This window comes from Aminobacter sp. MDW-2 (genome assembly GCF_014250155.1).
Lineage (GTDB): Bacteria > Pseudomonadota > Alphaproteobacteria > Rhizobiales > Rhizobiaceae > Aminobacter > Aminobacter ciceronei.
This window is the reverse complement of the sequence record NZ_CP060198.1, coordinates 42,695-56,080: the sequence shown is the minus strand read 5'-3', so window position 1 is coordinate 56,080 and position 13,386 is coordinate 42,695. Positions and strand designations below refer to the sequence as shown.

Here is a 13,386-nt window from a genome sequence, read left to right as displayed (position 1 = left end):
AATTCGCATCTGATCTGTGAATGATGAAAGGAACAGGATCATGAACAGCAAATCTCTCATTCGGACAGCGGCACTGGCCGCCTTCTTACTGGCGCCCGGTCTCGCCAGTGCCCACACCGGCATCGGCCATGTCGAAGGTTTCGCCCACGGCTTTGCCCATCCGCTCGGCGGGCTCGACCATGTGCTCGCCATGGTGATGGTTGGGCTCTTTGCCGCCCAGCTGGGCGGCCGGGCCCGCTGGCTCGTTCCGGCAAGCTTCGTGTCCGTGATGATCCTGGGTGGCGCACTTGGTCTTGCCGGCATTGCCGTGCCGTTCGTCGAACTCGGCATCGGCCTGTCGATCGTCGTTCTCGGTGGTGTCGTCGCCTTCAACCTGCGCGCCGGAGTGGCGGCGGCCATGGCGCTGGTCGGCTTCTTCGCGGTCTTCCATGGCTATGCCCACGGCGCCGAGATGCCCGAAAGTGCTAGCGGTCTGGCCTATGGCGCAGGCTTTGTGCTGGCGACGGCGATGCTGCACGCGGCCGGACTTGGCTTCGGCCTGGCTCTCGACGGCAAGGCCGGCGTACGTGGAGCGGTCGTGGTCCGTTCGCTTGGCGCGCTCGCCGCTTTCGCCGGTATAGGCGTGGTGACCGGCCTCGTCTGAGACAGGCAGTTTCAGCGGCCGCCCCCACAGGGCGGCGGCTGCAGGCTTAAAAGCAACGAGGTGCCAGGATGAGCAGTTCAGTTCTCACGCGTCCGGCTCGCGCCGCGGGCTTCCTTGCGCGCGGAGCTACGGCATTCGCCAGGACGGCCGCGCCGGCTGCGCTTCAGCAGGATCCGCACGCGGTCCGGGCACCCAGCGAGAACGAACTGCAGGCCGCGATCGGGCGCGAGGTACGGGCCTGCCGCAAGCGCCGCGGCATGACGGCAACCGAGCTTGCGGGGGCGGCAAACATCTCGGTCGGTATGATGTCGAAAATCGAAAACGGTGTCATCTCGGCGTCGCTGACCACGCTGCAGGCCCTGTCCCAGGCGCTTGGCGTCCCGATGACCGCGCTGCTCAGAAGCTTCGAGGACGAGCGCAGCGCGGTCTTCGTCCGGGCGGGCACAGGCGTCGAGGTGGAGCGGCGCGGCACCCGCGCCGGCCACCATTACAATCTGCTCGGCTACATCGGCTCGTCATCCAGCACTGTCTCCGTCGAGCCCTATCTCATCACCTTGACCAGCCACACCGACACCTTCCCGCTGTTCCAGCACGCGGGTATGGAATTCCTCTACCTGCTCGAGGGCGAGATCACCTATCGCCACGGCCCAACGCTCTATCACATGTCGCCCGGCGACAGCTTGTTCTTCGAAGCCGACACCCCACACGGTCCCGAACAACTGACAAAGCTGCCGATAAGGTTTCTGTCGATCATCTCTTACCCGCAGGGCGGAGAAGACTGACTTGCCACATGGCTGGTGTCGGTCCCCTTACCGGACCTGCGCCTGAACCACCGTCACCGCGATCATGTGAAAGGCGTCCTCTGCCGTGCAGCCGCGAGAGAGGTCGTTGGCCGGCTTGGCCAGGCCCTGGAGGATCGGGCCGATGGCGTCGGCGCCGCCGATGCGCTGGGCGATCTTGTAGCCGATGTTGGCGGCGTCGAGATTGGGGAAGACGAAGACATTGGCTTCGCCATGCAGCGCCGAATTGGGCGCCTTGGAGGCGCTGACGGCTTCGACGAAGGCAGTGTCGAACTGCAGCTCGCCGTCGATGACAAGGTCGGGATCGGCGGCGTGTGCCAGCCGGGTTGCCTCGACCACCTTGGAGACGCGCTCGTGGGCAGCACTGCCATTGGTCGAGAACGACAGCATCGCCACCTTGGCCGGTGCGCCGGCGAGCGCCTGGTAGGAGCGGGCGGACATGCGGGCGATGTCGGCGAGGCCGGCGGCATCGGGATCGACCACCAGGCCGCAGTCGGCGAAGACGAAGGCGCCCTTCTTGGCGTGATGGGGTTGGCACAGCATCATCAGGAAGAAGCTCGACACCAGCCCGACGCCCGGCGCCTTGCCAATCGTCTGCAACGCCGCCCGCACGGTATCGGCAGTGGTGGCGACAGCGCCGCCCACTGTGCCGTCGGCCTCGCCTTCGCGCACCATCATGGCGGCAAAGACAAGGGGGGAGCGCAGCGCCTCGACAGCCGAGGCTTCGTCGACACCCTTGGTCTTGCGGAGCTCGAAATAGGCATTGGCGAGGCGCGACGCCAGCGCGGAGGAAACAGGGTCTTCGATACGGAGATCGAGCTGGCTCGCGCCGGCGTCCGCAAGTGCCTGTTCGATGATGCCGCGGTTGCCGACCAGAGTGATCTCGGCGACGCCCTCGTGGCTGGCCCGGATCGCAGCTTCGACGATACGCGGGTCCTCGCCTTCGGGGAGAACGATGCGCCTGGGGGCCTGTTTCGCCGTGGCGAGGATGCGTTCCAGCGGTTTCATCAGGCGTGCCCCAGATAATAGATGCCAGCGAGGATGAAGAGGCCGATGAAGATGGTCTCGGCGACGATAAGGGCGACCGCGTCGCCGCCGACGTCGAGCACACGGCGTAATGAGGTCTTCATGCCGACGGCGACGATACCGGCGAGCAGGGCCCAGCGCGACGTCTCCATGCCGACCTTCGACACCGCCTCCGGAATGAGGCCGAAGGAGTTGATGGCGGCGAGAATGAGGAAGGCGATGACGAAACCGGGCAGCAGCGGCGGGCGCTTGCCGCTCTCGCCGACCGAGCCGACATTGCGGGTGGCGAGCGAAAAGATCAGCACGACCGGTGCCAGCATGGTGACGCGGATGAGCTTGACCAGCGTCGCCGTCTCACCCGCCTCTGGCGAGACCGAAAAACCGGCGCCGACGACCTGGGCGACGTCGTGGATGGTGCCGCCGAAGAAGATGCCGGTGGCGCGCGCGTCGAGGCCGATGGCCTGGGCGATCATCGGGTAGAAGATCATGGCGAGTGTCGACAGCACCGTCACCGACAGCACGGTGAAGATCAGGTTGCGCTCGGAGAACTCGTTCTTGGGTAATACTGCGGCGATTGCCATGGCGGCCGAGGCGCCGCAGATGGCGACCGAGCCGGAGGTAATGAGGGCAAGGCGCCAGCCGCGGCCGAGAAGTTTGGCGGCGGCGAGGCCGAACAGGATGGTCGCGGCGATGGCGGCAACCAGAAGCAGGATGGTGCTGGCGCCAAGCCCGATCAGCAAATCGACGCTGATGCGCATGCCGAGCAGGGCGACACCGATTCGCAACACTTTCTTGGCGCAGAAGTCGATGCCGGCGACGCAGCGGCCTTCCTCGGACAGGAAGTGGAAAGCGATGCCGAGCAGCAGTGCCATCAGCATCGCCGGTGCACCGTAGTGATCGGAGAGGAACTGTGCCGCGATCGCCACCGCAGCGGTGACGGCAAGGCCGGGCCAGTAGACCTGCACCACCGAAGGCAGGCCATTGAAACGTTGTGTCGCAGCGGCGGTGTTCATTCAATCATTCCCGGTCAAGAAGGTGTTGGCAGACCGCCCGCCCGGCGAACCGGGCGGACGCTTTTGCAGCGAGGTCAGGCGCGCTTCTGGGGGCGCATGTCGGCGCGGTCGATGCCAGCCACCGGCACCGGCTTCTTCATCGCGTCGCGGCGGAAGGGCTCGCCGAGTTCCTGGTTAAGCACGACCTCGACGAAGGTGGTGATGCCCTTGGCCTGGTCGTCGATGGCCTTGGCCAGCGCCTCGGTCAGCTTGGCCGTGGTGTCGACGACGACACCCTTCAGGCCGCAGCCCTCCGCCACCTTCGCGTAGCTGAGGTTGGGGTTGAGTTCGGTGCCGACGAAGTTGTTGGAATACCACAGCGTGGTGTTCCGCTTCTCTGCACCCCACTGGTAGTTGCGGAAGATCACCATGGTGATCGCCGGCCAGCCTTCACGGCCGATCGCACCCATCTCGTTCATCGAGATGCCGAAAGCGCCATCTCCGGCGAAGCCGACCACCGGCACGTCGGGGCAGCCGATCTTGGCGCCGACGATCGACGGGAAGCCATAGCCGCAAGGGCCGAACATGCCCGGTGCGAGATATTTCCGGCCCTGTTCGAAGCTCGGATAGGCGTTGCCGATGGCGCAGTTGTTGCCGATGTCGGTGGAGATGATCGCTTCCTTGGGCAGGGCCGCCTGGATCGCACGCCAGGCCTGGCGTGGCGACATGCGGTCGGCCTCGCGCAGGCGGGCGGTGGCGTTCCATTCGGTGCCGACGTCGTCCTCTTCGTGGTCCATCGACGACAGCTGCTGCAGCCAGGCCGAGCGGTTCTGGTGGATCGCCGCCTTGCGCTGCTCGCGGCCTTCATTGCCGGCCGAGGGCGTCAGTTGCTCGAGGATCTGGCGGGCGACCTGCTTGGCGTCGCCGCAGATGCCGACGGAAACCTTCTTGGTCAGACCGATGCGATCGGCATTGATGTCGACCTGGATGATCGCGGCATTCTTCGGCCAGTAGTCGATGCCGTAGCCGGGCAAGGTCGAGAACGGGTTGAGGCGGGTGCCGAGCGCCAACACCACGTCTGCCTTGGCGATCAGCTCCATCGCTGCCTTCGAGCCGTTGTAGCCGAGCGGTCCTGCGGCGAGACGGTGGCTGCCGGGGAAGGCGTCATTGTGCTGGTAACCGCAGCAGACCGGCGCGTCGAGACGCTCGGCCAGCGCCATGGATTCGTTGATGGCGTTGCCGATGACGACGCCGGCTCCGTTCAGGATGACCGGGAACTTTGCTTCCGACAGCAGGCGCGCTGCTTCCGTGATCGCCTGCGGGCCACCGGCGGGGCGCTCGAAACGCACGATAGAGGGCAGGTCGACGTCGATGACATGGGTCCAGAAGTCGCGGGGGATGTTGATCTGCGCTGGGGCGCAACCGCGCCAGGCCTTCTCGATGACGCGGTTCAGCACCTCGGGAATACGTGAGGGATCCCGCACCTCTTCCTGGTAGCAGACCATCTCCTCGAACATCGCCATCTGGTCGACTTCCTGGAAGCCGCCCTGGCCGATGGTCTTGTTGGCTGCCTGCGGCGTGACCATGAGCAGCGGCGTGTGGTTCCAGTAGGCCGTTTTCATCGCGGTGATGAAGCCCGTCACACCCGGGCCGTTCTGGCCGATGGCCATGGACATGGTGCCGGTGGCGCGGCTGAAGCCGTCGGCCATCATGCCGGCATTGGTCTCATGCGCGCAGTCCCAGAACTTGATGCCGGCCTTGGGGAACAGGTCCGACACCGGCATCATGGCCGAGCCGATGATGCCGAAGGCATGCTCGATGCCGTGCATCTGCAAGACTTTGACGAAAGCTTCTTCGGTGGTCATTTTCATTTTCTGGGTTCCTTTCGATGGGGGCAGGTCTGGTCTTGGGAGTCGGGTCCGATTTTTGGGCCGATGCGCTAGAGGATTTCGTCCTTGAGGTAATACCAGCGGTACATTCCCCACTGGCCGAGGCGCCGAAACGGTGTCAGCAACCCGTGGCTGGGCAACGGGGAGGTGAAGATCGGCAGGTCGAGTTCGCCGCCCTTGCCGGCGACCATCTGGGCCATGCGGCGGCCGGCCTGGGCCGAGTACATGACGCCGTTGCCGCCATAGCCCATGGCGTAGAACAGCTGTTGCTTAGGATCGGGCCGGAAGATGCGGGGCATCATGTCGTGGCTGACGTCGACCCAGCCCCACCAGGAGTAGTCTACATCGATGCCGCGCAGGATCGGAAACTTGCGGTAGAGCCCTTCGAGCAAACGGTCGAGGTGACTTGCATTGACTGCGTCCCGCCCCGTAATGGCGCTGCGGCTGCCGATCTGCACACGCCCGTCGGGCAGCATCCGGTAGTAGTGGCGCAGCGTGCGTGTGTCGGTGAGCGGGATGCGGGTCTGGAAGTTCAGCGTCTCGCGCTCGCTGTCCGTCAGCGGCCGCGTCACGATCGAGTTGGACAGGATCGGCATCAGCCGGTGGCGCGTCAGCTCGTGCAGGCCGGGCGAGGTGTAGCCGGCGGTGGCGATGCAGACTGCGCGCGCCCTGACGATGCCGCCCGGCGTGCGCAGGTGATGTATGCCGCCCTTGATTTCGCTGCCGAGGACTGGGCTTGAGGTGTGCACTTTCGCACCCAGCTTGCGGGCGAGCCTGAGATAGCCGAAGGCGAGCTTGGCGGCATGAATGCCCATGCCGTCGGGCTCGTACATCGCGCCCTTGGCTTCGGCGTCGCGAACGAAATCGCTGTGGACCTCGTCGCGGCCGACCATGCGGGCGCGGTAGCCGAAGATGTCGTTGAGCAGGCGCGTTTCCTTTTCCAGCGCCGGCAGAACCTTGTCGCGATGGGCGATGTAGAGATGGCCGCCATCCTGAGGATCGCAGTCGATCTCGGGCTGGCTGATCAGGTCGCGAAACAGGTCGAAGGCTTCCGCTATCTCGACATGCATTTTTCTGGCGACGTCGACGCCCCAGCGCTCGATCCACTGCGAACGCTTGAGCCGGCCGGCCGAAATCTGCGCCTGGCCGCCATTGCGGGTCGAGCAGCCCCAGGCGACGCCATTTGCTTCCAGCACCGTCGCCTTGATGCCGTGCTCCTTGGCCAGATGAATGGCACAGGACAGGCCGGTATAGCCCGAGCCGATGATGGCGACATCGACGTCGATGTCCTGCGTGACGGGGCCGTCGTCTTCCGGCTGCGGGCCGGCGGTGGCGATCCAGTAGGTCGGCGCGTAGTCCTTGCCGGCGCCCGGGTTTTGTGCATGGACCGGGTCATAGGCCGGATCGAACGGCAGACGTTGTGCCGCGGACCTCAAGAGTTGATGTTCCATTGACGTGGTCCTCCCGAGACCGCTCAGGCACCAGCCGCAATCAGCGGCCGGTTCTTGCGGAAGGCCTGCTTGCGGACGATCTTGCCGTCATCGAGCGTGAACAGATCGCAGCCCTCTGCTTCGACGCGGCTGCCGTCGACGTTGGTGCCGGTGAACGTCCATTCCGAGACGGCGCGGTCGCCATGGACGAAGTGGCCATGATGGGCCCAGTGCGCGTCCGGCATCGCTTTCCAGACGCCGCTGAAAGCAGCGGCGATCGCCTCGGTACCTTCGAAGCGGGTGCCGTAGGCCTCTGGGCCGGCGACGCCGTTGAAGACGCAGTTGCCGGCGAAGAACTCCATGACGCCGTCGATGTCGTGGCGGTTGAAAGCGTCGAAGAGGCGAGCCAGGCCGTCGGCGGTGAGTGACATGTCGTGGTCCTCGTATCTGTACGGCAGAGCCTTTGGGCATGGCTTCGCCGTGGCCGGACAAGCCGGCGGATTGGTCTGTCTGTTGGTAAGATCAGGTTTGGCGTCAGCCTGGTGGCGACGTCGCCGGGTGTGCAAGTTTTGGCATCAGATCTTGCCCTTCCAGGGGATCATCGCCTTTTCCAGGTAGCGCAGCATGAGGTCGAAGGCGAAGGCGAAGATGCCGATGACGATGATGCCCATGATGACCGTATCGCTGGCGAGATACTCGGCGGCGTTCAGCACCATGAAGCCGAGACCGCGGTGGGCGGCGACCATTTCGGCGGCGACGAGCGTGGTCCAGCCGACGCCGATGCCGATGCGCATGCCGGTGAAGATCTCGGGCAGGGCGGCCTTCAGGATCACCTGGGAGATGACCTGGGCGCGGGTGGCGCCCATGGCATAGGCGGCATGGATCTGTTCGGTCGACACCGAGCGGACGCCGGCACGGGCGGCGATCGCCATGGGCGCGAAGATGGCGAGATAGATCAGGAACACCTTCGGGAATTCACCGATGCCGAGCCAGATGATGATCAAGGGCAGATAGGCGAGCGGCGGCAGTGGCCGGTAGAACTCGATGATCGGGTCGAACAGGCCGCGCACCGTGCGGTTGACGCCCATCAGGATGCCGACCGGAACGGCTGTGACCAGCGCCAGGAAGAAGGCGCCGAGCACACGGCCAAGGCTGGCCAGCGTGTGCTGGATGAGCGTCGAGTTGGAAACGCCATCGGTCATGGCGACGACGAACTTGTCCCACACGGCAAGCGGCGAGGGCAGGAACAGCGGCTGGACCCAGCCCATCTCGGTGATCAGCAGCCAGAGACCGAACAGCACAAGCGCCGTGATCAGGCTGATATGGCCGCTCATGCCGTCGCCCGGCGCGCCATAGATCTTGCCCGGGCGTACGGACTTGGCCCGTGAGAGGCGCTCAAGCATGGAGGTGTTCCGGATTGCCGGACTGGCGCTCGTCGCCGTAGATGATGCCGAGGATCTGCTCGCGCATGTCGATGAAATCGCGGCTGGATTTGATTGCACGTGCGTTGCCCTCCTCAAGGAAGCGCCGATTGAAATCGAGCTCATAGGTGTGGGTGATGCGGCCCGGGCGCGGCGACATGACGATCAGCCGGGAGCCGAGGAAAAGTGCTTCTTCGACGCTGTGCGTGATGAAGAAGAACATCTTGTTGGTCAGCTGCCAGACCTTGAGCAGCAGCTCCTGGATGGTCTCGCGGGTGAGCGCGTCGAGCGCCGCCATCGGCTCGTCCATCAGAAGCATCGCCGGGTCGCAGGTCAGCGCACGGGCGATGCCGACGCGCTGCTGCATGCCGCCGGACAGGTGGTAGATCATGTGGCGGTGAAAATCCTGCAGGCCGACAAGGGCGAGATTCTTGGTCGCCAGCTCGCGCCGGGTCGCCTTGTCTATGCCACGCAGCTTGAGCCCGAATTCGGTGTTGTCGATGACATTCAACCAGGGCAGCAGCGCGTGCTTCTGGAAGACGACGCCACGGTCGGCGCCTGGGCCGACGACTTGACGTCCGCCAAGTGTGATATCACCGTCGGTTGGTGTCATGAAGCCGGCCATCAGGTTGAGCAGTGTGGTCTTGCCGCAGCCCGAGGCACCGAGGGCGACGACGAAATCGCCGCTCTTGACCTCGAGGTTCACGCCCTTGAGCGCAATCACCGCCTGGTCGGAGTAGAGGCCTGGATAGGTCAGGCTGACATTGCTGACGTTGAGGGTTTCCATCGCGTCGAGCCTTTCGAAGAAAATGCAATCGAGTGGTGGAGAAAGTGCCGCCGACCGGCATCCGACCGGCGGCACGTCCAATGTTACTTGGATGCGTCCTTGGCGTAGCTACTGTTGACGAAGGGCGCGTAGTCGTCGAGCGCCTTGTCGATCTGCTTCTGGGCAACGAGGAACTTGGCGCTTTCATTCAATGCCTTGATGGCGCCTCCGCCGAGCCATGTTTCGGATGCCTGTTCGTCGGCATTGGGGAACGACAGCAGGTTGAGCGCTTCGACCGCACCTGCGCCGTCACCGCCGATCAGCTTGACGATGCCCTGCACCTGAGGCGAGTCCGCCGTCCAGCTTGCCTTGTTCTTGTTGTAGTCGGCGTAGGATTCAGACAGCACCTTGGTGAAGGCGGCCATGAACTTCGGGTTCTCGGCGGCCCACTTCTTGTCGGCGACAAGGCCGTCGAAGGTCGGTACGCTGGCAGCACCGATGGTCTCTGAATCGGCGATGGTCTTGCCGTTCTTGAGCAATTCGGTCAGTGCCGGCGGCCAGACATAGGCGGCGTCGATGTCGCCACGCTGCCAGGCGGCGATGATCTGCGGCGGCTTCATGTTGAGGATGTTGACCTCGCGCGGATCGATCTTCCACACCTGCTCGAGGCCGACAAGAAGATGGAAGTGCGAGGTCGACACGAACGGTACGCCGACATTCTTGCCCTTCAGATCCTCGGGCTTTTCGATGCCCGAGCCGTTGCGGACGGCGAGCGCCTCCGACTTGCCGATATTGTCGAGGATCCAGAACAGTTCGAGATTGACGCCGCGCGTGGCGGCGGCGGTGGTGCCGGTCGAGCCGATCACGCCGATCGGCACGCTGCCGGAGGCGAGAGCCGTCGAGATGTCGCCGCCCGAGCTGAACTGGCGCCAGTCGACGGTGTAGCCCGCTTCCTTGGCGGCGGCGTCGAAACGTCCGTCGGCGATGGCCGTGACGAACGGCCCGACGATCTGCTGATAGCCGACGACGACCGTCGTTTCGGCATAAGCGAGACAGGAGGTGAAGACGCCGGCCGCTATGGTTGCGGCGCCGGCCAAATGCTTGAAATGCTTAAAGTGTATCATCGTTACCCTCTTGTTTTGTTAGCCACCGGTTATTCCGGGAACTTGCCGGCTTTGATGCCGGTCTTGGTTCTGGACATAGGGTTAAATGGAACCTTTGAATTGCCTTATATCCAGATTGGAAGTTGAATGACTCCAGATTGAACCTGCGTGGGACCATGGCACAGGCGACAGTTTCGGAGACGATCTTCTTTCTCGACCGAGCGAGCCGCATCGGCCTGCAGGCGCAGATCCGCGAGACCGTGGTCTCGGCGGTGCTGTCTGGCCGGCTGCAGCCTGGCGCTCAGCTGCCCTCGACCCGCAAGCTTGCTGAATATCTGAACATTTCGCGCATCACGGTGACGCTTGCCTATCAGGAACTGGCGTCTCAGGGTTATGTCGAAACCGCCAGCCGAAGCTCCTATCGTGTTGCCGGCAACCCGCCGACGACCGTGCTCGAAGCGGCGGTGTCCGGCGTCGGCGCAGACGAAATCGACTGGTCGATGAAACTGCGGTCGAGTTTCATCGTTGCCAAGCAGATGCGCAAGCCGCTCGACTGGCGCCGCTATCCTTATCCGTTCCTCTACGGCCAGATGGACCCGTCGCTGTTCGATCTCGGCGCCTGGCGCGACTGTGCCCGGCGTGCGCTGGCGCGCGAGGATTTTGAACTGATGGCCGGCGACTTTGCCGCTGCCGACGACGTGCAGCTTGTCAACTACATCTGCTCCAGGACGTTGCCCAGTCGCGGCATTCGCGCCACGCCTGATGAAATCCTCGTCACGGTGGGAGCGCAGAATGCACTGTGGATCGTCACCCAGCTGCTGCTGCGGCAGGGCGCGCACGCCGTGTGCGAGAACCCCTGCCACCCTGACATGAGCGCATCGCTCAAGCTGAGCGGTGCAGACGTGACGGCCATCGACGTGGACAAGGAAGGCCTGCCGCCCGAGGTCCTGCCTGCCAAGGTCGACGCGGTCTTCGTCACGCCGAGCCACCATTCGCCGACCGGCGCCACCATGCCCGTCGAGCGCCGCGCAGCACTCCTGGCAGCTGCCGCCAGCAGGGACTTCATCATCGTCGAGGACGACTATGAGTTCGAGATGAGCTTTCTCGCGCCGCCGTCTCCGGCGCTGAAGTCCTTCGATCGCAGCGGTCGGGTGTTCTACATCGGCAGCTTTTCCAAATCGCTTTTTCCGGGCCTGCGGCTGGGCTATCTCGTGGCGCCGGCGCCGGTCATCCGTGAGGCGCGAGCGTTGCGTGCCCTGATGCTGCGTCATCCACCCGGCCATCTCCAGCGCACTGCAGCCTACTTCCTCGCGCTCGGCCACCACGATGCGGTGCTGCACCGCATGCGTGGCGAATACCACAAGCGCCACATCGTCATGGCCGAAGCGCTGAAGCGCGAAGGCTTCACCATCGCCGGATCGTCAGCCTTTGGCGGCACCTCGTTCTGGGTCGAGGGGCCCGATGGGCTGGATGCGGACCTTTTGATGAACGAACTCAAGCAGGACGGCGTGCTGATTGAATCCGGCTCGCCGTTCTTTCCCGATGCGGACGGGCCGTGCCGCTTCTTCCGCATGGGGTATTCGTCGATCCCGCGCGACAATATCGCCGAGGGTGTTGTCCGTGTGCGGGCAAGGATGAATCGGCTGCTGGCACAGGCTTAGATCGGGACCTGCCGCTCTATTCGACCACTTCGTAGACGTGGCGCTCAAAGCGCTCGAGCAGCGTGTGCATCCGCTTGCGTGCGGCTTCGAAGTCGGGCGATGCTGCGCGTGCAGCCCGGTCGGCGTCATAAGCTTCCCTTGAGGCGAAGCTGCATTCCCAGCGTATGTCAGGTCCGTTTCCTTCCGTCCGCACAAGGATGCGCCCGGGATCCAGGCCGAGTTGGCGCCTGATCTCTGTCGCCTTGCGGCGCTGCTTCAGAACCTCATCCGCCTGATCCTCTTTGGCGAAATAATTGGTCGCTTCGACAATCATCTTTTCCTCCGCTGCCTTCCTACCATGCATCACGGCCGTTTCGGTCGGCCATGAAAAATCGATCCCGGGATCGCTTGACATCCAAAAATATGATCATAAAGTGTGATCACACTAGATGATCGCATCGTACAGAGATGCCTCCGCGGTGACAAGGAAAAGGTAGAGACCGGTGCCCACGATCAAGTCCATCGAAACGCTCATTGTTCAACTGCCGACGCGGCGCGAGCACAAATGGGCCGGCCTGACCGAGGTCATCGGTCGCTATGTCATGGTCAAGATGACCGACAGCGACGGCCGGGTCGGCTGGGGCGAGGCGCCGGCGCTGAAGGACTGGGGCGGTGAGTTCGGCCGCTACTTCGGCGAGTCCGCCATGATCACCCGCAGCGTCATCGAGACCTACCTGGCGCCTGCCGTCATCGGTCTCGAACTCGGCAATTTTGCCGAGCTTCATGCCCGCATGGATGCCATCATCCGCGGCTATCCCTATTCCAAGGCGGCCGTCGAGTTCGCGGCCTATGACCTCGCCGGCCGCTGGCTGAACGTTCCCGTTCATACGTTGCTCGGCGGCAAGGCGCGCGACAAGGTCGCCATCACCCATTCGATCGGCCTGATCTCGATCGAAGAGGCCAAGGTCGAGGCAGCCAAGCTTGCTGCCGAAGGCATCAAGACGATCAAGGTCAAGATCGGCGTCGACCCGGCGCGCGACGTCAAGATGGTCGCGGCAGTCCGCGAGGCTGCAGGCGAGGCGATGGAAATCTGCGTCGACGCCAATGAGGGCTACAAGACGCCTGGCGAGGCGGTGCAGACCGTGCGCCAGATGGAAAAGTACCGGCTCAAATATGTCGAGCAGCCGGTGATGGGCATCGAGCGCATCGCCGAAGTTGGCCGCCGCATCGACGCGCCCGTCATGGCCGACGAGTCGGCATGGAACGCCCATGACGCCATCCAGATCATCCAGAATGGCGGTATCCAGATCGTCTCGATCTACACCACCAAGGCCGGTGGCTTGTACAAGGCGATGGAAGTCGGCGCGGTCTGCCGCGCCGCCGGCATCATCTGCAACGTCAACGGCTCGATCGAAACAGGCATCGGCAACCTCGCCAACGTCCAGGTCGCGGCTGCATCGCCGGCAGCGACGTTGTCCTGCGTCATCCCGATCTCGACACCGGCCGAGGCGCAGCATGGTCAGGTCGGCGGCATCTATTACAAGGACGACCTTTTGGTCGAGCCGATGCAGGTCGTCGACGGTGCGGTCGTCGTGCCGTCGGGGCCGGGCATGGGCATCGATGTCGACCTCGCCAAGGTCGAAAAATACCGCGTGCGCGACTGAGCGCCGGTCAAG

At 64.0% G+C, this 13,386-nt stretch carries 13 protein-coding genes; 4 read left to right on the top strand and 9 right to left on the bottom strand.

What is annotated here, in order from left to right:
* The first annotated feature begins 40 nt into the window (after positions 1-40).
* The gene (locus tag H5P29_RS28965; RefSeq protein ID WP_067967433.1) at positions 41-643 is read left to right on the top strand and encodes a HupE/UreJ family protein; all 603 of its coding nucleotides are present in this window, start codon (positions 41-43) and stop codon (positions 641-643) included.
* A 68-nt stretch (positions 644-711) separates the two neighbouring features.
* Entirely contained in the window at positions 712-1,425 is a 714-nt protein-coding gene (locus H5P29_RS28960) for an XRE family transcriptional regulator (RefSeq protein ID WP_067967436.1), read from the top strand.
* Positions 1,426-1,452: 27 nt separating this feature from the next.
* Here the strand turns inward: H5P29_RS28960 and pta are convergent, their stop codons facing one another.
* The 8 genes from pta to tauA all read right to left on the bottom strand — a co-directional run bounded on the left by pta (position 1,453) and on the right by tauA (position 10,091).
* Positions 1,453-2,451 carry a phosphate acetyltransferase gene (pta, locus tag H5P29_RS28955; protein ID WP_067967440.1) on the bottom strand — a complete coding sequence of 333 codons (999 nt, stop codon included), beginning with the start codon at positions 2,449-2,451 and terminating at the stop codon, positions 1,453-1,455.
* A complete protein-coding gene (locus tag H5P29_RS28950) occupies positions 2,451-3,482 on the bottom strand; it encodes a YeiH family protein (RefSeq protein ID WP_067967443.1) in 1,032 nt (343 codons plus the stop codon). Before H5P29_RS28950 ends, pta begins: the two co-directional genes overlap by 1 nt.
* A gap of 74 nt (positions 3,483-3,556) precedes the next feature.
* Complete coding sequence (gene xsc, locus H5P29_RS28945; protein ID WP_067967446.1) at positions 3,557-5,332, bottom strand: sulfoacetaldehyde acetyltransferase; 1,776 nt, start codon at positions 5,330-5,332, stop codon at positions 3,557-3,559.
* Positions 5,333-5,400: 68 nt separating this feature from the next.
* Positions 5,401-6,801 carry an FAD-binding oxidoreductase gene (locus H5P29_RS28940; RefSeq protein WP_067967449.1) on the bottom strand — a complete coding sequence of 467 codons (1,401 nt, stop codon included), beginning with the start codon at positions 6,799-6,801 and terminating at the stop codon, positions 5,401-5,403.
* Positions 6,802-6,824: 23 nt separating this feature from the next.
* Complete coding sequence (locus H5P29_RS28935; RefSeq protein ID WP_154384476.1) at positions 6,825-7,211, bottom strand: nuclear transport factor 2 family protein; 387 nt, start codon at positions 7,209-7,211, stop codon at positions 6,825-6,827.
* Between the two features lie 144 nt (positions 7,212-7,355).
* Positions 7,356-8,183, bottom strand: coding sequence for an ABC transporter permease subunit (locus H5P29_RS28930; RefSeq protein ID WP_154384477.1), 828 nt, complete (start codon positions 8,181-8,183; stop codon positions 7,356-7,358).
* Positions 8,176-8,988, bottom strand: a complete 813-nt coding sequence (locus tag H5P29_RS28925) for a taurine ABC transporter ATP-binding protein (RefSeq protein WP_067968425.1) — start codon at positions 8,986-8,988, stop codon at positions 8,176-8,178. Before H5P29_RS28925 ends, H5P29_RS28930 begins: the two co-directional genes overlap by 8 nt.
* Before the next feature lie 83 nt (positions 8,989-9,071).
* On the bottom strand, positions 9,072-10,091 hold the full coding sequence (gene tauA / locus H5P29_RS28920; RefSeq protein WP_067967457.1) for a taurine ABC transporter substrate-binding protein: 1,020 nt from the start codon (positions 10,089-10,091) through the stop codon (positions 9,072-9,074).
* Positions 10,092-10,246: 155 nt separating this feature from the next.
* On the opposite strand from tauA, the gene H5P29_RS28915 reads away from it, so the two are divergent.
* The gene (locus H5P29_RS28915; RefSeq protein WP_067967460.1) at positions 10,247-11,731 is read left to right on the top strand and encodes a PLP-dependent aminotransferase family protein; all 1,485 of its coding nucleotides are present in this window, start codon (positions 10,247-10,249) and stop codon (positions 11,729-11,731) included.
* A gap of 16 nt (positions 11,732-11,747) precedes the next feature.
* On the opposite strand, the gene H5P29_RS28910 is transcribed toward H5P29_RS28915, so the two are convergent.
* Positions 11,748-12,044, bottom strand: a complete 297-nt coding sequence (locus H5P29_RS28910; RefSeq protein ID WP_154384478.1) for a hypothetical protein — start codon at positions 12,042-12,044, stop codon at positions 11,748-11,750.
* Positions 12,045-12,213: 169 nt separating this feature from the next.
* On the opposite strand from H5P29_RS28910, the gene H5P29_RS28905 reads away from it, so the two are divergent.
* Positions 12,214-13,374, top strand: coding sequence for a mandelate racemase/muconate lactonizing enzyme family protein (locus H5P29_RS28905; protein WP_067967465.1), 1,161 nt, complete (start codon positions 12,214-12,216; stop codon positions 13,372-13,374).
* The last annotated feature ends 12 nt before the right edge of the window (positions 13,375-13,386 follow it).